This window comes from Clostridium sp. AM29-11AC (assembly GCF_003480545.1).
In the GTDB taxonomy this organism is placed as follows: Bacteria; Bacillota; Clostridia; order Lachnospirales; family Lachnospiraceae; genus Otoolea; species Otoolea saccharolyticum_A.
Genome location: NZ_QUJI01000014.1, coordinates 1 through 19,735, shown reverse-complemented (window position 1 = coordinate 19,735; position 19,735 = coordinate 1). Strand labels below are relative to the sequence as shown.

Genomic DNA, 19,735 nt, shown 5'->3' with positions numbered 1-19,735 from the left:
CGCAGATTTTGCTACTCCTGCTCCATCCACACATTTACCTCGCTGTTGCAGAGGTTCCAGTAGGTTTTCTGGCACAGCCCATGCACCTTATCTGTGGTTCCCCAGAGCAGGTTGTTGTTGGAATAGTAGAGGGCAGGCGTCAGCTCCATGGTCTTTTTCACAATTTCCTTGTAAATTTCCTTTCTCGCTGTCTGATCGGTCACTTCCAGGGACTGGCGGATCAGCTCGTCCATCTCCGGATCGTTTAAGCGGCAGCCGGCCGGAAGAGTGCCGATGTAATCAGAACCGAGGCATTTGCCGGTGAAGTTGTGAGGATCTACTGTGGAATCGATTCCTACCGCATAGATCTCATGGTTGCCTGATGTGACAGTCTGGCTGTACACTGCCCATTCCGACATATTGATCTTGAGGTCTACATTTAAGTTCTGCTTCCAGTACTGCTGAAGGATGGTGGCAAGGCTTGTGTTGGTGGAAGAGTTTGACAATGTAATGGTAATCTCAAACCCATCCGGGTAACCGGCCTCTGTGAGAAGCTGTTTCGCATGTTCCGGATCGTATTTCTGCTTATACTCATCCATGGACGGGTCATAGCCCCAGGATGCCGGAGGCATCGGCTGTCCGGCATAGACGGCCTCCTCATACTGGTAGAGGCCGGCGCACAGATCCTCCAGATCCACGGCTTCCGCAAGGGCCTGTCTTACCTTTGGATCGGCTGTGATTCCCTTTTCCGTGTTGAATCCCACGAAGTTGATGCTGGTATTCGGGGCAACTAAAAGCCTTAAGTTGGGGTCCTCATTTACCAGCTTAACCGCCTCTCCTGAAATTTTGCAGGAAAAATCAATCTCCCCTGTCTTTAACCCGTTCACATGCTGGTTGATATCGGTAATCACCTTAAACACAGCACCGTCCAGGTATGGTTCCGGCCCCCAGTAATCCTCATTTCTGACAATCGTGGCCTCCTGATCCAGCTTAAACTCCTGCAGCTTGAAGGGGCCTGTTCCAATCAGGTGCTCTCCAAACTGATCTCCCCAGCCCTCTACCTCTTCCTTGGGCACAATCACATTGGTAGGTCCGGTCAGCACGTCGAGGAATACGGCGTTTGGCTCTGTCAGAACGCACTTGGCGGTGTGCTCGTCAATGACCTCCACATGGTCCAGCATAACAAGGGTTACATTCTTCGCCTCCTTGGCTCTCTCCAGAGAATACTTCACATCCTCGGCAGTCATCAGCCTTCCGTCCTGAAATTCACCCTTGTGGAAGTGTACGTCATCTCTCAGATGGAATGTATATTCCAGTCCGTCGTCGCTGATCTCCCAGCTTTCTGCCAGAGACGGCAGGTATTCTGTCTGATCGTTATTATAGATAATAAGGGTGTCGCACACCTGGGAAATAATCCTCGACTCGTAGACGCTGGTTCTGTTCTTGGGATCCAGGTTCTTCGGGGAGCCTTCCAGACCTATTTTCAGCATTCCGCCCTTCTGGGGTACCAGATCCTCCTCTGCCACCGTTTCCTTTTCCACCAATGCAAGGCTGGTTTCTTCTGTTTCCTCTGCCTCCTGGTTTCCTCCGCTTCCCCCGCAGGCTGTCAGCGAAAAGGCTGCCGCTGCCAGAAGCATCATCTTTGCTATCCTCTTTTTCATACATCTTCTCCTTCCTTTTTTTTTAAATCTTCTTAAGAGTCTGACTGCCCTGTGCAGAAATTCCTCTTTCTTTCCCTGTCCCCTTCTGCCCCGTCCATTTAAAGGGCTTTCAGCATCACTTCTGGTAGAGCAGACAGGCCACGCTGTGTCCCGGTTTTGCTTCCATAAGCTCCGGCGTCTTTTCCCGGCAGGCAGCCATACAGTTTGGACATCTGCCGGCCAGAGGGCATCCCTTCATGTCTCCGATGGGGCTTGGTATCTCTCCCTTCAGCTCGATCTCCTCCTTTTTCTCAAAGGGGCTTTCCGGCGGTATGGCGGAGAGCAAAGCCTTTGTATAGGGGTGGAGCGGGTTTTTATAGATTTCATCTGCCTCACACAGCTCCACAATCCTTCCAAGATACATAATCGCCACCCTGTCAGAGATGTGCTTGATCACACCCAGATCGTGAGAGATAAAGATGTAGGTGAGATTATATTTTTTCTGTATATCCTCTAGCAGATTCAGCACCTGGGCCTGAACGGAAACATCCAGAGCCGACACAGGCTCGTCGCAGACAATGATCCTGGGATTTAGAGCCAGGGCCCTCGCCACATTGATTCTCTGGCGCTGCCCTCCGGAAAATTCATGGGGAAAGCGGTGCACATGCTGGGCGTCAAGCCCCACCTCCTGCATCAGCTCCAGGACTGTTTTCTCTCTCTTTGCCGCATCCATCTCCGTCCGGTGGATCACCATGGGCTCAGCGATAATCTTCCCCGCCTCCTGCCTGGGGTCCAGAGATGCAAAGGGGTCCTGAAACACCATCTGCAGATCCTTTCTGGCATGCTTAAGCTCCTTTCCCCGAAGTTTCAGGAGCGATTTTCCCTCATATTCAATCTCACCGCCTGTAGGCTCATGGAGCCGCACCAGACACTTGCCGAAGGTAGATTTTCCGCAGACTGACTCGCCGATGATTCCAAGGGTTTCTCCCTCATAAATATCGATGGATACGTTGCTCAGCGCATGAAGTATTTTTTTCTCTCCGCCGAAGGAAGCGGAACGCAGTCTGAAATCCTTGGACAGATTTCTGACTTTCAGAATAACCTTCTTAGTTTCCCCCATTCCTCTCCCCCCTTTTCAGTGCAGTTTTTCCATTCTGCCTATGGCAGGCAACAAAGTGTCCCGGCTCTGTCTCTGTCAGCTCAGGTACCTTTTCCATACAGATCGGGGAAGCATATGGACACCGGTTGTAAAAATTGCAGCAGGTTCCCGTCAGCCGCAGATCCGGCGGCATCCCGTCTATGGCCACCAGCCGTTTATTTGTATCATCCGACAGCTTCGGCATGGAGTCAAGAAGCCCCCATGTATAGGGATGAAGGGGATTTCTGTAGAGCTCCTTAGCGCTCGTATATTCCACCGTCTTTCCCGCATACATGACCATTACACTGTCACACATCTCCCACACAATTCCCAGGTTGTGAGTGATCATCAGGATGGCCACTCCCTTCTCCTTCTGAAGTCCCCGAAGGAGCTTCAGCACCTGGGACTGGACGGTCACATCGAGAGCTGTCGTCGGCTCGTCCGCTATCATCATTTTCGGCTCGCAGCAGATAGCCATGGCGATGATCACCCTCTGGCACATTCCGCCGGAGAGCTCATAGGGGTAGGAATTGATCCGGCTTTCCGGATTGGGAATTCCCACCTTTCTCAGGGCCTCAATGCTGATCTTCAGGGCTTCCTCCCTGCTGATCTCGCTGTGATGGGTCCGGATCATCTCCACCATCTGGCTTCCTATCTTAAACACCGGATCCAATGATGTCATGGGGTTCTGGAAAATCATGCTGATGTCCCGTCCCCGGAACTTCAGCAGCTCTTTCCCTGAGAGCGCTCTCACATCCCTGCCCTCAAAATTGATTTCCCCGTCCACAATGTTTCCGATTTTCGGCGGAAGGAGCCTGATAATAGAGGAGGCCGTCACACTTTTTCCGCAGCCGGACTCACCCACAATGCCGAGTATTTCTCCCTTGTCCAGGGTAAAGCTGACTCCGTCTACCGCCTTCACAGTTCCGCTGGCCAGGGAAAAATATGTTTTCAGATTTTTTACTGTCAATAAGCGTTCTCCCATACGTCCCTCCTGCCTATTTCTTCATCTTCGGATCCAGCACATCTCTCACACCGTCGCCGAACAGGTTAAATGCCAGCACAGTCAGCATGATAAACCCGCCGGAAAGCGTGGCAATATGCGGAGCTGTGTTCAGGCAGTCCTTGCCGGCCCGGAGGATATTTCCCCAGGAAGCCGTCGGCGGCAGAATTCCCAGTCCCAAAAAGCTCAGGGATGACTCTGCCAGGATCGCAGTCGCTATATTTAAGGTGGCGTAGACGATGATTGGAGAAATGGCGTTCGGCAGAATGTGGTGGACAAGAATACGGAATCCCGATGCGCCCAGCACCTTCTCTGCATTGCAGTATTCCTCATTTTTCAGAATCACCACCTGGCCCCGGACAATACGGGCAAATTTGGGAACATCCGCAATTCCGATTGCCATAATCACGTTGAAAAGGCCGGAGCCAAAAATCGTCATCAGGAAGATGGCCAGAAGAATAAACGGGAAGGCAAACATACCGTCCATAATTCTCATGATAATGCTGTCTGCCCATTTTCCATTGTATCCGGCGATCATGCCCAGAATGCTTCCCAGCACTCCGCCCATCAGTGTACCGCCCCAGGCCACTGCCATGGAGATCCTGGCGCCGTAGACAATACGGCTGAACAGATCCCTTCCCAGCTCGTCCGTGCCAAACAGGTGACCGTCTGTGCCCGGCGGCAGATATGCGTTTGCCAGGCTCAGGGCGTTGGGATCGTGGGTCGCGATCAGCGGGGAACAGACCGCAAACACTGTCATGATAAAAATGACGATAAAGCCGAAAACGGCGGTCTTGTTCCTCAAAAATTTGTGGAGCGCGTCATTGGAGCGCCGTTCCTTCCTGATCATCGCAGCATGGGATTCCTGGCTTAAGGCTCCCGCTTTCGTTACTTTGCTGTTCTCCATGCTCTACTGACCTCCTTTTGTGCTTTCTGCCGCAAACTTCGGGTTGATAATCATGTAAATAATGTCTGTGATCAGGTTGATGAACACAAAGGCAAAGGCCACGAGCACCACCGCACCCTGAATCAGAGAGTAGTCACGGTTGTCGATCGCCCCCACAATCAGGGAACCCATTCCAGGCCATGAAAAAATCGTTTCGGTCAGAATGGCGCCCGTAAACGCAGTCGCAAGCTGAAGGCCGAATACGGTCACAATGGGAGGAAGAGCATTTTTCAGAGCATGCTTCCAGAGGATCGCCTTCTCGCTCATGCCTCTCGCCCTGAGCGCCTTGATGGAATCATTGTTTATGACTTCCAGCATACTGGAACGGGTGATTCTGGTGAATGTAGCCGCCGGGGCTACCGTAAGGCAGATACAGGGCATAATCATGTGCAGCACCGTATCCCCAAAGCCTGACGTTCCCATGCCGAATGCGGGAAGAATTCCCAAGTTTACGCTGAACAGAAGCACCAGCATCAGAGCCAGCCAGAACCTGGGCATGGAAACTCCCACCAGCGCTATCACGGTTGCCAGGTAATCCCAGACAGAATACTGTTTCACTGCCGAGAGAATCCCCACGCTCAGCCCGATGACAACAGCAATGGCCATACTCGTCAGAGAAATCTGAAGTGTGTTGGGAAGCCTCTCAGCGATCAGCTCAAGAACAGGTCTTCCATAAGCGAAGGATGTACCGAAATCCCCGTGGAGAATATCCAGAATATACATCACATACTGCTCCGGTATACTTTTATCCATCCCCATCTCTGCCCGGAGCTTTTCAACCATCTCCGGCGTTGCCTGATCTCCCAGAACTGTAAGCACCGGATCTCCTGGTATCATCCTCGTAAAAATAAACGTAATCGTGAGAACGATCAGAAGAATCGGAATAATCTGGATCAGGCGCTTCAAAATCATTTTTGCCATAAAACACCACCCTTTTACATTTTTAGGCATTATCTGCAGTCTGCCTTCTACAATTTCTTGGTCAGTTTATAATACCACTGAATATCTGAAAAACACGGCGTTACATCCTCGTTTTTCGCTATTAATTCATCACTCCCCCTTCGTATACCCTCCATATAGTCCGTTTCTAAGTAAATATTCAAATTATTAGTATGATTATAAAAAAATATCAAACTATTGTCTAACAACTATTTTATTTTATCTTCACAATCTGTTAGCTGTTATTTTACAGAAATTTCCTGTTTTCACGGTTTACTCTTTTTTATTCTCCTATATTCATAACTATTCAGGATGTTTTTCGTAAGTATTGTCTTTTTACTTTATTTTTCGCAGAAATATCTGCTGTATTTTCAATACATAATTATTTGTCTGGTTATTATGTATCTTCAATTCTTTCTGACGCCCACAACCTTTAAGTTGTTGGATTTATCCGAAAATCTGTTGGACATTTTCACTATTTTATTTCTATACTTAACCACAAGAGTAATCTATTAAATAAAATCCGAAAAATACAGGGGGTAACAACTAAATGACAAAAAAAGAACGCATCAAAGCCGCCGTATCCGGCCAAAAGCCTGACTGTCTTCCCTACTCGCTCTGGACACATATGCCCGGTATTGACCTGGATCCGGTTCTTCTGGCTGAAAAGACTTATGAATTTTATAAAACCTATGACGTGGATTTCATCAAGACCATGAATAACGGTATGTATGCTATTGAAGATTTCGGCTGTGAGGTGGACTATTCAGATATTGAGAGAGGCGGTGTGGCCAGAGTCACAAAGACTCCCGTCCATGAGCCTGAGGACTGGCTCACTCTGAAAAAGTGTTCCTGCCATGAGGGCAGTCTGCACAGAGAGCTTGCCTCCTTAGAGCTCCTCCTTCAAAAGGTAAAAGGAGAGGATGTGCCTGTGGTGTTTACAGTATTCAGCCCTGCCACCACAGCCGATAAGCTGTCCGGCAAGAAAATGCTCTCCCACATCAGAAGCGGCCACGGGGAGATGGTCAAAAAAGCTCTTGAAATTATTACGGAGACTACCATGGAGGTGGCGGCAGAAGCTATCCGTCTGGGGGCTGACGGGATTTTCTTTGCCTCTCAGATGAGCTCCTATGATACCATGACGGCAGAGGAGTATATGGAATACGGGCGTCCCTATGACCTGAAAGTTCTGGAAGCCGCCGGGGACGGATGGCTTAACACCCTCCACGCCCACGGCAATAATATTATGTTTGAGGTTCTGAAGGACTATCCCGTTTCCGTCTTTAACTGGCACGCCTGGGAAACCCTGCCGGATCTGGACGAGGCTTTCTGCCTGACTGGAAAATGCCTGATGGGCGGCCTTCAGAGAATGGACATAACCAACCGGAACAAGAATGCCATTCAGCACCAGATTTTCGAGAGCTTCAAGCAGTTAAAGGGGCTCCATCAGATTCTCACACCCGGCTGCGTCATCCGCTACCCGCTGGATGATGAGATGCTAGAGTATGTAAAGCGCACTAAGGATTTTGTAGAGTCGAAAATGCAGAATCACATTTAATGGCGTTCCCGGTTCAGTGCATTCCTGTTCCGCCGGGGAATACTCCTGCAGAGCATGAGGCGGATTTTCCTGTTTTCATGATAAAAAGGACTGCGGGGGCGCGGCTTCAAGACAAGTTCCTTCCCATAGATCAAAAAAGAGGCAGAGAAACGGTTTCTCTGTCCTCTTCTCACAGCAGGCCGCTGCCGATGACCTGCTTTGCTATGGCGATAAATTCTCTGGCAGCCTTTGTCTGGTATTTATTTTTCAGATAGTTGACGGTAATCCGCTTGTGAGCCGATGGATAATCAAGGACAAACATCTTTGCCTTCTCCTGCCGGATCCTCGCATACATGGGACTGCTCTCCCCCAGGAATACCTTGGGCACTATGATAATTCCAAGGCCTGAAATACACAGGGAGATCATGGTCATAATATTGGCCGTCTCCAGGACAATATCCGGGGAAAATCCGCTGTCACGGCAGCTCCTTTCAAATACTGCGCCGATCCAGTTCTGATGCTTCATCTTGATAAACGGACAGTTTTTAAACACATCGATGGGCAGAGATTCCCGCCTTTCTATCTGAAGCCTTTCCTCTTTTGTGAAAAACTGTTCCAGGATGCAGGCAGGCACCAGAATCATGGTATGCTCCTCCTGCAGCGTTTCCGTCTGGATATTGGCCGGATCGTCCAGCTCAAAGCCTATGGTCAGATCCACCTTTCCCTTGTACAGGGCTTCGGTGATCTCGAGGGAGGTCTTTTCCATCAGATGGAGCTGAACCTGAGGAAATTCCCGGTGGAACCTCGTGATAAGAGGAGGAAGCATAACAGAGCCTCTGGCGTTTGGAATGCCCACGGTCAGCTCAGCGCTCCTGAAATCCCGTATATCCTGAAGCTCCAGCTCTGTCTGCTTTTTTACGTCCATAATCAGCTGGGCATTTTTGAGAAGCCTCTGCCCTGCCACGGTAAGCGTCAGAGGCGTATTTCTGTCAAAAAGCTGAACTCCGAAGTACTCTTCCAGCTTTGCAATGTGGTTGCTCAGTGACTGCTGGGAAATGTACAGGCGCTTTGCCGCCTTTGTAAAATTCATCTCCTCGGCTGCCACGATAAAATATTTCAGATTCAGAAAATTCATATAACACACCTCCCCGCCATCTTTATCTAACGATTATACGGCTGGGAGAGGCAAAAAGCAAGGTATATTATGTTTACCATAGCCCTTGCCCCGACAAACGATAATTTCTGTTAAGAAAGGATATTGATATGAACCAGTCAATCTGTGATCACTATACTGCAATTTTAAATACAGAGCTTATTACGGCTCTGGGCTGTACAGAGCCTATTGCCATCGCCTATGCGGGCGCAACGGTTCGGAAAGTCCTGGGAACCATGCCGGATCGCTGCGTGACAGCATGCAGCGGAAATATTATTAAAAATGTGAAGGGCGTCACGGTTCCCAATTCCGGCGGAATGAAGGGCATCGATACTGCCGCTGTTCTTGGCATTGTGGGAGGAAATCCTGAAAAGGTTCTGGCTGTTCTGGAGGATGTGACGGCCGAACAGATTGAACAGACGAAACGCCTGACCGCCTCGGGTTTCTGCCGGTGCGAGCTGGTCGAGGGGGTGGAAAACCTGTACATTGTCATCACCGCCTGCAAAGGCAGTGACTGGGCCCAGGTAGAAATCCGAAATTTTCACAGCAATATTACAAAAATCACAAAAAACGGCCGCACCCTCTTTGCATCTCCAAAGCAGGACGGCACTTCCTCCCCGGGACAGTCCCTGTTTCCGGACAAATCGCTTCTGAACGTCAGAGATATCCTGGACTATGCCGCATCGGTGGAGCTTGAAGCCATCCGCCCTGTCCTCTCCCGCCAGATCGCCTGCAACACGGCAATCTCCGAGGAAGGGCTTAAAAATCCCTGGGGAGTCCAGGTGGGCAGGACTCTCCTGAACGCTTACGGCTCCGGCAGCATAGCTGTCCGCGCCAGGGCTGCAGCGGCTGCCGGCTCTGATGCCAGAATGAGCGGCTGTCCTCTTCCGGTTGTCATCAACTCCGGCAGCGGGAATCAGGGTATGACCGTTTCTCTTCCCGTGATTGCATATGCCAGGGAATATCATATCAGCGATGAGCAGCTTCTGCGGGCTCTGGCCGTCAGCAACCTGATTGCCCTCCACCAGAAAAAATACATCGGAAGCCTCTCCGCCTACTGCGGAGCCGTCAGCGCAGCCTGCGGGGCAGGGGCAGGGATTGCCTGGATGTTCGGCGCTGGATATGAGGAGATCTCCCGGCTTATCACAAACACCATCGCCACCATCGGCGGCATGGTCTGTGACGGGGCCAAGCCCTCCTGCGCGGCGAAGATCGCTTCTGCCGTAGACTGTGCCATCACTGCCATGGAGCTTGCCCGCCAGGGCCTTTCCTTTCAGCCGGGCGAAGGGCTGGTGATGGAAAATGTAGAAAAAACCATTGAGAGTGTCGGCCGGATGGGACGCGAGGGCATGCGGTCCACAGATGTGGAAATTTTAAATATTATGCTCGGCAAATAAGAATAGCCTTCCTCCATTCCGGGTAAACTTATGCTGTAAGGACAGCCTGGCGGCTTCCTGATCCGAGTTTGCGGCAGACAGTTTCTGTCCTCTCTGTTTCTTGTCTGCGCCGGATTTTTGATGCTGCCAGGCAGGCTTCCATACGGAAAGGAATGATAGGGTATGCAGAAAACTTTAGGCGGAGCAGCTCTCACCATCGCCATCATCGGCGCTGTCAACTGGGGGCTGATCGGCTTCTTCGGCTTCAATCTGGTTGCCTGGCTGTTCGGTACCTCGACCGTCTCCAAAATCATCTACGCGCTTGTAGGACTTTGCGGACTTTACCTGATCAGCTTTTACGGAAAACTAGGCAGCAGAGAATAGGCAAAAAACCTATAATGTACACTCTGGCAGGCAGGTGTTTTCACCTGCCTGTTCTCTCTGTCCGCTCCACAGCTGTTAAACACCAGCCAGGTAATTGTCTTTTCCATGCAACAATGATATAATGAGCACAAGCGAGCCTGCGAAAGCTTGCTCACGCGAGGCGAGCAGCGAATGGCGATCACAGGCTGTGCCGGCTTTCGGGCTAAGTTCCGCAGGATAACACCTATCAAAAATTAATTACCAGAAGGGAGAATATCATGGAAGATATGGAAATGAACCGTCTGCCTCTGATCGGCGACACTGCTCCCAGCTTTAAAGCTCTTACCACAAAGGGAACTGTCAATTTTCCTGAAGATTACAAGGAGAAATGGGTGCTGTTTTTCTCGCATCCCTCTGATTTTACCCCGGTATGCACCACAGAATTTATGACCCTTGCCTCCATGGCAGAAGAATTCAGGGCCCTGAACACAGAGCTTCTCGGGCTCTCTGTCGATTCCCTCTATTCCCATATCGCATGGGTGCGCCGGATCGAGGAGCTTTCCTGGAACGGAATTGACCACGTGCATGTGGATTTTCCGGTTATCGCAGACCTGAATATGAAGGTTTCTCACAAATATGGAATGCTTCAGCCAAATGTGTCCAGCACCCAGGCTGTACGGGCCGTATTTATCATCGATCCCCAGTCTGTGATCCGGGCAATCATCTATTACCCGCTGAATCTGGGAAGGAACTTTGACGAGATCAAGAGGGCTGTCCAGGCTCTTCAGAAGGCGGATGCCGAGCATTGCTCCACGCCGGCAAACTGGCGTCCGGGAGATGACGTGCTGATCCCTTCTCCGACTACCTGCGATGAGGCCAAGGAGCGGATGGAACACACACCGGAGGGTGAATACTCTCTTGACTGGTTCCTGAATTTCAGAAAAGAGAGCTAGCTTTTTATCCACTTTCCGCTTTCGGAAATGAAAAACCGTTATATCTCGATTCTACATATGGAGAAAGGCTGCTGCAAAAGGAAGGTTTCACAAACTTCCGTTTTACAGCAGCCTTTTTCACCAGGTCTTTTTCACCAGGTCTCTCTTCTCAGCCTATCCCATCAGGAAATCCAAAATATTCATAGCGCCGTCCGTCTCAGCCCGGTACAGCTCTGTGTATCCGCAGCTGCGGCAGCTGATCGTAATAAATTTCTTATTCTGAACATCAAAAATCTTTGCGAAATTTCCGCCTGTGGCCTGAAACTGATCGCTCACATACTCACCGCCCCCGCACTTGGGACATCTGTACTGCATTTTCTCCATATTCACCCTCCCTTCCAATCCGCCTGCCTGACTGTTTCATCAGCGGATCAGCTCTGCTTGTTTCTGCTCTGTGCCGCTTTCAGGGCAGGAATAAAGCACGGTCACTAAGTCGCCTTCCTGAGGCTCGCCCTCTAACTCCATAAGCTCCGAGCCTCTTTTTACGGTAACCTCTGTCTTATCATCCGCTTCTACTGTAAGCTCCTCCCCGCTCACTGCGCTCACCGTTCCGGAAACAAGGAATGCCGCCAGTCCGTCATCGCCGTCCCTGCCATCGCGCACCAGGACTACCTCCGTCTCTGTGGTATCGTCTCCCTGAATCCTCCCTGTGTAGAACAGGGTGGCATCGAGCCCCAGTGTCAGGCCGTCTGTGAAGCTGGCCGCCGAATCCTCCTTGGAAAAAATAATTCCGTCCGGATACTCCTGATTCTGAATGACAATGGAATTCATGGCAGCGTCCAGAACGATTCCCGTCATCACGGAAACCGTCTCTGTTCCCTGTGTTTTTCCTTCTTCCTCTTGGCTCAAAGTCCCGGAGGTCTCCGAAGTATCATCCTCTGCCTCCTCCACAGCGCTCTGGGAGGCGCTCGCCGGCTTTGTCTCCTCCTGTCTTCCGCAGCCGGCTGCAAAGGTCAGCACTCCCACTGTCAGAGCCGCTGTCATGAGCCATCTGTCTCTCTTTTTCATGGCTGTCCATCTCCTTTCCCGTCAGCGCCCGTCCAAGAAAGAATCCTGCTTCGCAGGATTCTCCGCCAGCGGCGGGCCGCAAAAGCGACATTTTCCTTTCTGCCGCGCGCCGGCACAGGCCTTAAAACCTTCCGAATGTGTCTACCAGGAAGGCCAGATACCCTGTCTCCCTCTCTCCGAAGGCTCCCGGCTTCATCCTCCACTTCCAGTTTCCTCCAACCGTTCCCGGCGTATTCATTCTGGCCTCATTTCCCAGCCCGAGGACATCCTGCATCTGGAAAACTGCCACACTGGCAACCGAGCCATAGGCTGCCCGGAACACCTTGTCAGGCACCTCCTCGTGGTGTGCTGCTCCCAGATAATCCGCAATATACTGCAGCTCCCACCACTGCCTTGCCTCCGGCTTAAAGTAGCCCACCAGTGTCTCATTGTCATGAGTTCCTCCGTAAACCACGGAGTTTGGTTCATAACAGTGGGGCAGATGCTCGTTAAACCGGTCGCCGCTGAAGGCAAACTCGATGATTTTCATTCCTGGGTATCCAGTCTCCCGCAGAAGCTCCTTGACCGCCGGGCAGAAGATTCCCAGATCTTCAGCAATGATCTTTGCGTCCCCGGCCGCCTCATTGATGGCATCCGTCAGCTTCTTTCCTGGTCCCTGCTTCCACTCTCCCGTCTTTCCGTCCTCTGCCCCGTAGGGAATCGAATAATACTGCACCACACCGATGAAATGATCGATCCGCACCACATCGTAGAGTCTGGCAGAAGCCCTCATCCTGTCCTTCCACCAGGCAAAGCCGGTTTCCTCGATTTTATCCCAGTCGTAGAGCGGGTTTCCCCAGAGCTGGCCGTCATCAGAAAAGGCATCCGGCGGAACGCCCGCCACTCTGAGGGGTGTCAGCGTATCCGGATCCAGCTGGAACAGCTCCGGATGGGTCCACACATCCGCGCTGTCCAGAGCCACATAGATCGGGATGTCGCCGATTATGCTGATGCCCAGCCCGTTGACATAATTCTTCAGCTGATCCCACTGCTCATAAAACTTAAACTGCAGAAACTTCCAGTGGCCAATCTCCTCCCTCAGAAGTTCCTCATACCTTTTTACAGCCTCCGGTTTTCTGAGCCGGATGGGCTCCTCCCATTTCATCCACTCTTTATTGCCGAAATGGCCTTTCAGAGCCATGTAGAGGGCATAATCGTCCAGCCAGTGGCTGTTTTTAGCACAGAATGCCCGGTACTCCTCTGTCTCCCCGTGACGGCTTCTCTCATAGGCTTTTTTCAGCAGCGGAAAGCGGTAATAATAGACCGCGTCATATTTGACCTCCTCCTCGCTGTCCAACCAGTAGCAGGCGTCAATCTCCTCCTTCGTCAGAAGCTCTTCCTCAAGAAGCGCGTCCAGATCAATGAAGTACGGATTTCCTGCAAAGGCAGAAAAAGACTGATACGGACTGTCCCCATAGCTGGTGGGTCCCAGGGGCAGCACCTGCCAGTAGCTCTGTCTTGCCCGTTTCAGACTGTCTGCAAATTCATAGGCGCTCTTTCCAAAGGTGCCGATTCCATATGGAGCCGGAAGGCTGGAAATGGGCATAAGGATGCCCGCGCCCCGCTTCAGCATTGTTGTCATATGTAACTCTCCTGTAGTTATAATTCAGTTTTCATTTCAGCCGCGGCTTACTTTTGCCTATCGGCTCCCGCAGACTTACGATCCGGGTAAGAAACATATTTTTTTACCTCACCCCTCTCACGGAAGGAGTATGCTTCGTATCTCCTCATAGGAGGCCGCCTGCATGGTCACCGCCGCTCCGCGGTCGTTTGCAATGCGTCCCGGGTTGTACCAGCAGGTGTCAATTCCCGCATTTTCCCCGCCTCTCATATCGGAGGTGAGGGAATCACCGATCAAAAGTACCTCCTCAGGCCTGACCGGATGTCTGTCCTTCTCCCCTGCCAGGCTGCAGCCGCCGCCCTCCCCTGCTCCCAGGGAGGCCTCCTCGATTTTTCGAAAACAGTAATCGAAAAATTCCTTCTGAGGCTTCTGGCTGCCCGCCTCCTCGGAGACAAATACACCGGAGAAAAAGGGCGTCAGTCCGCTTTTTTTAAGTCTTTTATACTGGGTTTGCGCCACCCCGTTTGTGGCTGCGTAAAGCCGGTACTCCCGGCTCAGATCCTGGCACAGTTCCAGGGCCCCCGGTATCAGAATCGCGCTTTCTCCCAGGAAGGCGCGGTAGAGAGCCTCCGCCTCTGAACTGACCTCCCCTCTGCCGTGTCCGGAAAAGAAAATTTCAAACCTTCTTATCAGAACCGTACTCTTTTCCAGCTTTCCCTCCTCAAAGAGCTCCCAGCACTGGCGGTTAATCTGGTGGTACTCCCGCACAAATTCATCCTCCGGCTTCATTCCGAACCGGACAAGAACCTTTTTAAAGGCCTCTGACTCCGAGGCGTCGAAGTCCAGCAGAGTATTGTCAAGATCTAAGAACAGGGCCCGGTAGCGCTTTTTTCTCCTGTCTGCTTTTCCGAGCTTTCCGCTCCCCTGGCTTTCTTCTCCCATGTTTCTCTCTGTCAATCCCTGTATACCGCCTTTCCGCTGCAGATCGTCATCTTCACCTTTCCGAACAGTTCCCTTCCCGTAAACGGGGAGTTGTATGAGCGAGATACAAAAGGCCCTGCCTTAAACAGACGGGAGTCGTCAAAGATTACCAGATCTGCCGGTCCTCCCTCTGCCAGATACCCCGCATCCAGGCGGTACAGCCTTGCCGGGTTCAGGCACATTTTTTCAAAAAGCTGAACATAGCTGAGATGGCCTTTTTTCACCAGCTCTGTCACACAGAGAGGAAGGGAGGTCTCCAGGCCGATAATGCCGCTGGGAGCCTCCACAAGGGGCTTATCCTTCTCCTCTCTGCTGTGGGGCGCGTGATCCGTGGCAATCATATCGATGGTTCCGGCCTTCAGAGCCTCGATCAGTGCGAGCCTGTCCTCCTCAGTTCTGAGAGGGGGATTCATCTTGGCCAGTGTCCCGTGCTCCAGCACTGCCGTCTCGTTCAGAGTCAGGTGGTGAGGCGTCACCTCCGCCCACACATCTGCCCCGAGGGTCTTCGCCATGGCCACTGCAGCCACTGCGTTCCTGGAGCTGATATGCTGGACATTGACGCAGGCCCCCGTATACAGGGCAATCATGCAGTCCCTTGCCACCAGGGAGTCCTCCGCCACTCTGGGAGAACCGCCGATCCCCAGCTTTTCGGAGACCTCTCCTCTGTTGATTCCGTTATTGGTAATAAACGCCGGATCCTCCTCGTGAAAGCTCAGGGGCACATTCAGCTTTTTTGCCCTCTCCATGGCTTCCATCAGGAGCTTCACATCCATAATCGGGACTCCGTCGTCCGTAAACCCGGCTGCCCCCGCTTCCCTCAGGGCTTCCATATCCGTGAGCTCCTTCCCCTTCATTCCCCGGGTAATATTGGCAGCTGAGAGCACATGGATGCCCGTATGGCTGCCCTTTTCCAGCACATACCTGAGCGTCTCCTCATTGTCAATCACAGGCTTCGTGTTTGCCATCATGACGACGGTTGTGAAGCCCCCTGCCTTGGCGCTTGCAGCTCCCGTCTCAATGTCCTCCTTATAGGTGAGTCCCGGGTCCCTGAAATGCACATGCACGTCCACAAGTCCCGGAGCCACCACCAGGCCTGAGGCGTCAACGATCTCTTCCCCCTCCTCCGGCTCCGGACAGCTCTCGCCGTCTCTGTAAATTTTTTCTATTTTCCCGTCTTTTATAACAATATCTGCGATTCCGTCAAAACCGCTTCCCGGATCAATCATCCGGCCATGTTTAATTATCATCCCATATTCCTCTGCTGATTTTCGTTTTCTGCTTTTATTTTAATTTTTATTTTTTAATTTTTGTGTCGTGATTTAATCTCGTCTTTCTCTCTGCTGACCAGACGGTTCCTCTGCTATTTCATCTTCCTCGGCACAATTTCCAGCCAGTAGTTGTCCGGATCTGCGATAAAATAGATCCCCATGGAAGGATTCTCAAAGCAGATGCAGCCCATCTCCTCATGCTTTTTATGGGCCTCCTCCATATCATCCACCTCAAAAGCCAGATGAAATTCATTGTCTCCCAGGTTGTAGCTGTCCTTTTCCCAGTCTCTGAGCCAGGTCAGTTCAAGCTGGTGCGAGGTAACACCGTCCCCCAGATACACGAGAATGAAGCTGCCGTCGGCTGCCTCCTTCCTGCGCACCTCCTTAAGTCCCAGGGCCTCCTCATAAAATTTCAGGGATTTCTCCAGATTCATGACGTTGAAATTGTTGTGTGCAAATGTGAATTTCATATCTCAAACTCCTCTCCTTCTCTCTCAATCTCCTTAATCCTGCTGCGGTACGGCTCGCTACAGGGAAGCTCTCTGAGCTTTTTTACAACTGTATAGTCTTTCCAGAAGTGAATCGGAAATACAGTCTCTGCCTTTACCCGGCGCAGGAAATCGTCCATTCCCAGGTAGAACCACTGCTCCTGCCGGGGATCCAGAGGGATAAATGCCGCATCTGCCCCTTCCGGGTGATCGGCAGCGATTTTTTCCACCTCCCGCCTGTAATTGGCGGCCATATTATGGTTCCAGGCTTTATCCTCCCCCTCCCACCACCAGTTATTCAGATCTCCTGCATGGTAAATCTCCTGTCCGTCTGCAGTCACCCAGAAGGCCACTCCCTCATCTGTGGATTTGTAGGTCTGAACCCGCAGAGTGATTCCTTCTCTGTCTGCCGCAGACGCAAACACCTCCCCTGGCTTCACAAACCGGATTTTTTCCTCTGCCCTGGGGGGAATCCTCCGTCCCCTGATGTCTTTTGAGAGAATATAATGCACGTCCTCCCTGTCCTCAAAAAGCTCAAAAATAACCGGGCTGTAGTGATCCTCATGGAAATGGCTGGCAAACACAAACAGCGGCTTTTTTTCATCCCATGCAGGAAGCTGTCCCTTAAAATAGTCAAACAGCAGCACTGCATGTTCTGTCTCCACGGAAACGCCGCTGTGGTGGATATAGGTAATTTTCATCTTCTCTCCTCCTGATAGATCTGCCTGCACAAACCTGCGCCAAAGCCTGTACCCTGCATCTGTTTTCATTATAACGGACACCTGTAAAAAATACAACGATTCTCGAAAAACGGCGGCCGGACATCTCTTCGCCCGCCGCCGTTATCTCTGCATTTATTTTTCTGCATCCTTTTTCGCCTGTGCTTTTGCCAGGAATTTTTCATTGCCTACAATAAATCTCTCATGGGTTCCCTCACCGATTACGCCTGCAGCATCGTAGCAGGTTACATGGAACACAAGGCGTCTTCTGTCTACCTCTGTAAGCTCGCTTTCACACCACACCTTCATTCCCAGAGGTGTCGCAGAGCTGTGGGAGATCGTTAAGCTGGTTCCCACGGTTCCCTCTCCCTCATTGAGGTACGGTGCCACAGACTTCCAGGAGGTCTGCTCCATCAGCGCCACCATAGCCGGCGTCGCAAAGACCGGTAAAAGGCCGCTGCCAACTGCTGCCGCTGAATTCTCCTCTGTCACCATAACTTCTTCTCTGCCCTTAATTCCCACTTCTAACATGTTCATTTACCTCTCTTTGCTTTTCTGATTCTATTTATCTGTCCTGCTGTCCCAAATGTTCAGCAGGTTCAGCTCTTGCTGTCAATCTTCCGGTTGGCGCTGTGGCGCTCAAAAGGCCTGACCCCTGCTCTCATCCTGCCGGCTGGATGCCTGCAAAACAGAGTATTCTCTGGAGAATTTCCGTTTTTACCTTCTGTCAAGGGGCTCTCCGCAGTAGGGGCAGTAGGAATAATCTTCAGAGACAGAGGCTCCGCATCCGGGGCAGGTGCGCTCCTCCTCAAAATCGGAGAGCTCAAAGCTCCTTCCGCCCGCTTTTATAAGCGTCAGATCTTCCTCCCGTATATCCACGCTCTCCCCTCTCAGGATTTTCATTCCCACTTCCCGATCCAGCTCAAAGACAGAACCGCAGCAGGACATTTTTACATAGAACTGGCGGTTCCATTTAAAAACAGGAATAAAAAAGAAGCTGAAATAGGTGTATGTCATGAAAACCTGGTATCTCCCGTATCCGCCGCATCTGCTGCAGATAACCGTTTTCAGGTAATTAAGCTGCTTTACAGCCGAGCTGATCCCGCCTATAAAAATCATGTTTCTCCTTCCTCTTTGCCGCATTCCCAGCCCTTCTGACGTCTGAATGCCTGTCCGAAAAAATCTGATACAAGTATACAAAATCATACCGGGTTTCGCAACCGATTTTCCTCTATAATTTTATCAGAAGCCTGCGCTTTTCTTTCTTCTGCCTTTCCCCCGGTCTTTTCTCTGTCCCCTTTCTCTCCCTTTTTTCTTCCCTTTTTTCTCACTCCTTTTTTCTCTCCCCCTCTTTCTCTGCCTTTTTTCTTTTCCTCTCTGCCAGGCTGTCCCATCTCTGTTTCCATGCCATTCCAGGTCAGCTGGTGGCTAAACTCTCAAAACCTCTTGTATTTCGCCAGAGGCGCTGTTATAACTAGATAAGAGCTGACAGCGACAGCCGATACGTGAAAGGAAGCAGACAATGGTACATAGAATACAAAAGAAAATTTCTTATATGGATTTGAGACAGATCGCCGATTCCGGCCAGTCCTTCCGCATGGCGAAGCTGCAGGACAGGCGTTTTTCTGTTATAAGCGGGGAGCATTACCTGGAGATTGTTCAGGGACCGGGCGAGGACCATGCAGCAGAACGGTCTTTCACCTTTTGCTGTGATGAGGAAGAGCTGCACTTCTGGGAACACTACTTTGATCTGGAACACGATTATGGGGTTTACATAAATTCCGTCAGAAAGAGAGACTCCTATCTGTCGCAGGCAGCCCGGGCCGGAAGCGGCATAAGAATTCTGAATCAGGATCCCTGGGAGATGATTATCACCTTTGTCATCTCACAGCAGAAAACCATACCAAAGATCAGGGAGGCAGTGGAATCTTTAAGCAGAAATTATGGGACGCGGCATGAAACAGTGGTAAACGATGACGAAGGGGAGCATACCGTCGTCTGGTACAGCTTCCCGACCCCGGCGCAGCTCTCAGCGGCATCGGAGACAGAACTGCGGGAGCTGAAGCTGGGGTACCGGGCCAAGTATATTTTTCGCCTCTGCCAGGATGCTGTGGAGGGGCAACTGGATTTGGAACTGCTCCAGAGGCTGAGCTACGGCGAGGCCATGACCTATCTTGGCAGCTTTTACGGAATCGGAACAAAGGTTGCCAACTGTATCTGCCTGTTCGGCCTTCACCATATCGAGGCCTTTCCCGTGGACACCTGGATCGAGCAGATCCTGATGGCGGAATATTACAGGAAACGGAAGAAAAAATATGACTCCCTTCCAAAGTCCAAGCTGTATCAGGAAATGATTGCCGATCACTTTGGCATGTACAAGGGGTATGCGGGGGTTATGCAGCAGTATATATTCTATTATGAGAGGGTGAGGAGAGGGAAGGTGAGGTAGAAAATACGAGGGCAGAAAAACGCCCCGCCTGCCTCCTGTAATCTAGGGGAGCAGGCCGGGGTGCTTTTCTATGCAAGAAGATGAGTGAATTAGCTAAAGGGTAGTGTAAAAAAGTTTGTGTCTTTGGAAGAAAATGACTCCTTTTTGGTAAGAATT

The 19,735-nt window shown here is 51.2% G+C and carries 20 protein-coding genes; 5 read left to right on the top strand and 15 right to left on the bottom strand.

The window, feature by feature from the left end:
• Window positions 1-11 precede the first annotated feature (11 nt).
• The 5 genes from DW757_RS10935 to DW757_RS10915 all read right to left on the bottom strand — a co-directional run bounded on the left by DW757_RS10935 (window position 12) and on the right by DW757_RS10915 (window position 5,627).
• Window positions 12-1,640, bottom strand: coding sequence for an ABC transporter substrate-binding protein (locus DW757_RS10935; protein ID WP_008399230.1), 1,629 nt, complete (start codon window positions 1,638-1,640; stop codon window positions 12-14).
• A 115-nt stretch (window positions 1,641-1,755) separates the two neighbouring features.
• Window positions 1,756-2,739, bottom strand: a complete 984-nt coding sequence (locus DW757_RS10930; RefSeq protein ID WP_118751722.1) for an oligopeptide/dipeptide ABC transporter ATP-binding protein — start codon at window positions 2,737-2,739, stop codon at window positions 1,756-1,758.
• Window positions 2,726-3,742, bottom strand: coding sequence for an ABC transporter ATP-binding protein (locus DW757_RS10925; RefSeq protein ID WP_008399227.1), 1,017 nt, complete (start codon window positions 3,740-3,742; stop codon window positions 2,726-2,728). The genes DW757_RS10930 and DW757_RS10925 overlap by 14 nt, the downstream gene beginning before the upstream one ends.
• A gap of 13 nt (window positions 3,743-3,755) precedes the next feature.
• Entirely contained in the window at window positions 3,756-4,667 is a 912-nt protein-coding gene (locus tag DW757_RS10920) for an ABC transporter permease (protein WP_008399226.1), read from the bottom strand.
• A 3-nt stretch (window positions 4,668-4,670) separates the two neighbouring features.
• A complete protein-coding gene (locus DW757_RS10915) occupies window positions 4,671-5,627 on the bottom strand; it encodes an ABC transporter permease (protein ID WP_021965576.1) in 957 nt (318 codons plus the stop codon).
• Window positions 5,628-6,195: 568 nt separating this feature from the next.
• On the opposite strand from DW757_RS10915, the gene DW757_RS10910 reads away from it, so the two are divergent.
• Window positions 6,196-7,203 carry a uroporphyrinogen decarboxylase family protein gene (locus tag DW757_RS10910; RefSeq protein WP_118751721.1) on the top strand — a complete coding sequence of 336 codons (1,008 nt, stop codon included), beginning with the start codon at window positions 6,196-6,198 and terminating at the stop codon, window positions 7,201-7,203.
• A gap of 169 nt (window positions 7,204-7,372) precedes the next feature.
• On the opposite strand, the gene DW757_RS10905 is transcribed toward DW757_RS10910, so the two are convergent.
• Window positions 7,373-8,317, bottom strand: coding sequence for a LysR family transcriptional regulator (locus DW757_RS10905; protein ID WP_008399221.1), 945 nt, complete (start codon window positions 8,315-8,317; stop codon window positions 7,373-7,375).
• Between the two features lie 128 nt (window positions 8,318-8,445).
• Between DW757_RS10905 and DW757_RS10900 the strand changes: the two genes are divergently transcribed.
• The 3 genes from DW757_RS10900 to DW757_RS10890 all read left to right on the top strand — a co-directional run bounded on the left by DW757_RS10900 (window position 8,446) and on the right by DW757_RS10890 (window position 11,027).
• Window positions 8,446-9,732: an L-serine ammonia-lyase, iron-sulfur-dependent, subunit alpha gene (locus DW757_RS10900; RefSeq protein WP_118751720.1), complete on the top strand. Its 1,287-nt coding sequence runs from the start codon at window positions 8,446-8,448 to the stop codon at window positions 9,730-9,732.
• A gap of 162 nt (window positions 9,733-9,894) precedes the next feature.
• Complete coding sequence (locus tag DW757_RS10895; protein WP_015573407.1) at window positions 9,895-10,095, top strand: DUF378 domain-containing protein; 201 nt, start codon at window positions 9,895-9,897, stop codon at window positions 10,093-10,095.
• A gap of 257 nt (window positions 10,096-10,352) precedes the next feature.
• Complete coding sequence (locus DW757_RS10890; protein ID WP_118751719.1) at window positions 10,353-11,027, top strand: peroxiredoxin; 675 nt, start codon at window positions 10,353-10,355, stop codon at window positions 11,025-11,027.
• Window positions 11,028-11,180: 153 nt separating this feature from the next.
• Here DW757_RS10890 and DW757_RS10885 read toward each other — a convergent pair whose 3' ends face one another.
• The 9 genes from DW757_RS10885 to DW757_RS10845 all read right to left on the bottom strand — a co-directional run bounded on the left by DW757_RS10885 (window position 11,181) and on the right by DW757_RS10845 (window position 18,336).
• Window positions 11,181-11,390, bottom strand: a complete 210-nt coding sequence (locus DW757_RS10885) for a zinc ribbon domain-containing protein (RefSeq protein ID WP_008399215.1) — start codon at window positions 11,388-11,390, stop codon at window positions 11,181-11,183.
• A 39-nt stretch (window positions 11,391-11,429) separates the two neighbouring features.
• Window positions 11,430-12,074, bottom strand: a complete 645-nt coding sequence (locus tag DW757_RS10880) for a hypothetical protein (RefSeq protein ID WP_118751718.1) — start codon at window positions 12,072-12,074, stop codon at window positions 11,430-11,432.
• 121 nt (window positions 12,075-12,195) lie between these two features.
• Window positions 12,196-13,695: a 4-alpha-glucanotransferase gene (gene malQ, locus DW757_RS10875; RefSeq protein ID WP_118751717.1), complete on the bottom strand. Its 1,500-nt coding sequence runs from the start codon at window positions 13,693-13,695 to the stop codon at window positions 12,196-12,198.
• Between the two features lie 117 nt (window positions 13,696-13,812).
• Window positions 13,813-14,631, bottom strand: a complete 819-nt coding sequence (locus DW757_RS10870; RefSeq protein ID WP_243033608.1) for an HAD family hydrolase — start codon at window positions 14,629-14,631, stop codon at window positions 13,813-13,815.
• Complete coding sequence (locus DW757_RS10865) at window positions 14,628-15,902, bottom strand: dihydroorotase (RefSeq protein WP_118751716.1); 1,275 nt, start codon at window positions 15,900-15,902, stop codon at window positions 14,628-14,630. Before DW757_RS10865 ends, DW757_RS10870 begins: the two co-directional genes overlap by 4 nt.
• 113 nt (window positions 15,903-16,015) lie before the next feature.
• Window positions 16,016-16,393 (bottom strand): VOC family protein, encoded by a 378-nt coding sequence (locus DW757_RS10860; RefSeq protein ID WP_118751715.1) that lies wholly within the window; start codon window positions 16,391-16,393, stop codon window positions 16,016-16,018.
• Window positions 16,390-17,181, bottom strand: a complete 792-nt coding sequence (locus tag DW757_RS10855; protein WP_118751714.1) for an MBL fold metallo-hydrolase — start codon at window positions 17,179-17,181, stop codon at window positions 16,390-16,392. The genes DW757_RS10860 and DW757_RS10855 overlap by 4 nt, the downstream gene beginning before the upstream one ends.
• Window positions 17,182-17,265: 84 nt before the next feature.
• Window positions 17,266-17,667: a thioesterase family protein gene (locus tag DW757_RS10850; protein WP_008399202.1), complete on the bottom strand. Its 402-nt coding sequence runs from the start codon at window positions 17,665-17,667 to the stop codon at window positions 17,266-17,268.
• A gap of 180 nt (window positions 17,668-17,847) precedes the next feature.
• Complete coding sequence (locus DW757_RS10845; protein WP_118751713.1) at window positions 17,848-18,336, bottom strand: zinc ribbon domain-containing protein; 489 nt, start codon at window positions 18,334-18,336, stop codon at window positions 17,848-17,850.
• Window positions 18,337-18,652: 316 nt separating this feature from the next.
• Here DW757_RS10845 and DW757_RS10835 point away from each other — a divergent pair, with 316 nt between their 5' ends.
• Window positions 18,653-19,579 carry a DNA glycosylase gene (locus DW757_RS10835; protein ID WP_118751711.1) on the top strand — a complete coding sequence of 309 codons (927 nt, stop codon included), beginning with the start codon at window positions 18,653-18,655 and terminating at the stop codon, window positions 19,577-19,579.
• The last annotated feature ends 156 nt before the right edge of the window (window positions 19,580-19,735 follow it).

Excerpts from the sequence above, each read along its gene's own strand:
- DW757_RS10935 (WP_008399230.1), bottom strand. The coding sequence starts at position 1,640 with ATGAAAAAGAGGATAGCAAAGATGATGCTTCTGGCAGCGGCAGCCTTT.
- DW757_RS10930 (WP_118751722.1), bottom strand. The coding sequence starts at position 2,739 with ATGGGGGAAACTAAGAAGGTTATTCTGAAAGTCAGAAATCTGTCCAAG.
- DW757_RS10925 (WP_008399227.1), bottom strand. The coding sequence starts at position 3,742 with ATGGGAGAACGCTTATTGACAGTAAAAAATCTGAAAACATATTTTTCC.
- DW757_RS10920 (WP_008399226.1), bottom strand. The coding sequence starts at position 4,667 with ATGGAGAACAGCAAAGTAACGAAAGCGGGAGCCTTAAGCCAGGAATCC.
- DW757_RS10915 (WP_021965576.1), bottom strand. The coding sequence starts at position 5,627 with ATGGCAAAAATGATTTTGAAGCGCCTGATCCAGATTATTCCGATTCTT.
- DW757_RS10910 (WP_118751721.1), top strand. The coding sequence starts at position 6,196 with ATGACAAAAAAAGAACGCATCAAAGCCGCCGTATCCGGCCAAAAGCCT.
- DW757_RS10905 (WP_008399221.1), bottom strand. The coding sequence starts at position 8,317 with ATGAATTTTCTGAATCTGAAATATTTTATCGTGGCAGCCGAGGAGATG.
- DW757_RS10900 (WP_118751720.1), top strand. The coding sequence starts at position 8,446 with ATGAACCAGTCAATCTGTGATCACTATACTGCAATTTTAAATACAGAG.
- DW757_RS10895 (WP_015573407.1), top strand. The coding sequence starts at position 9,895 with ATGCAGAAAACTTTAGGCGGAGCAGCTCTCACCATCGCCATCATCGGC.
- DW757_RS10890 (WP_118751719.1), top strand. The coding sequence starts at position 10,353 with ATGGAAGATATGGAAATGAACCGTCTGCCTCTGATCGGCGACACTGCT.
- DW757_RS10885 (WP_008399215.1), bottom strand. The coding sequence starts at position 11,390 with ATGGAGAAAATGCAGTACAGATGTCCCAAGTGCGGGGGCGGTGAGTAT.
- DW757_RS10880 (WP_118751718.1), bottom strand. The coding sequence starts at position 12,074 with ATGAAAAAGAGAGACAGATGGCTCATGACAGCGGCTCTGACAGTGGGA.
- malQ (WP_118751717.1), bottom strand. The coding sequence starts at position 13,695 with ATGACAACAATGCTGAAGCGGGGCGCGGGCATCCTTATGCCCATTTCC.
- DW757_RS10865 (WP_118751716.1), bottom strand. The coding sequence starts at position 15,902 with ATGATAATTAAACATGGCCGGATGATTGATCCGGGAAGCGGTTTTGAC.
- DW757_RS10860 (WP_118751715.1), bottom strand. The coding sequence starts at position 16,393 with ATGAAATTCACATTTGCACACAACAATTTCAACGTCATGAATCTGGAG.
- DW757_RS10855 (WP_118751714.1), bottom strand. The coding sequence starts at position 17,181 with ATGAAAACAGATGCAGGGTACAGGCTTTGGCGCAGGTTTGTGCAGGCA.
- DW757_RS10850 (WP_008399202.1), bottom strand. The coding sequence starts at position 17,667 with ATGAACATGTTAGAAGTGGGAATTAAGGGCAGAGAAGAAGTTATGGTG.
- DW757_RS10845 (WP_118751713.1), bottom strand. The coding sequence starts at position 18,336 with ATGATTTTGTATACTTGTATCAGATTTTTTCGGACAGGCATTCAGACG.
- DW757_RS10835 (WP_118751711.1), top strand. The coding sequence starts at position 18,653 with ATGGTACATAGAATACAAAAGAAAATTTCTTATATGGATTTGAGACAG.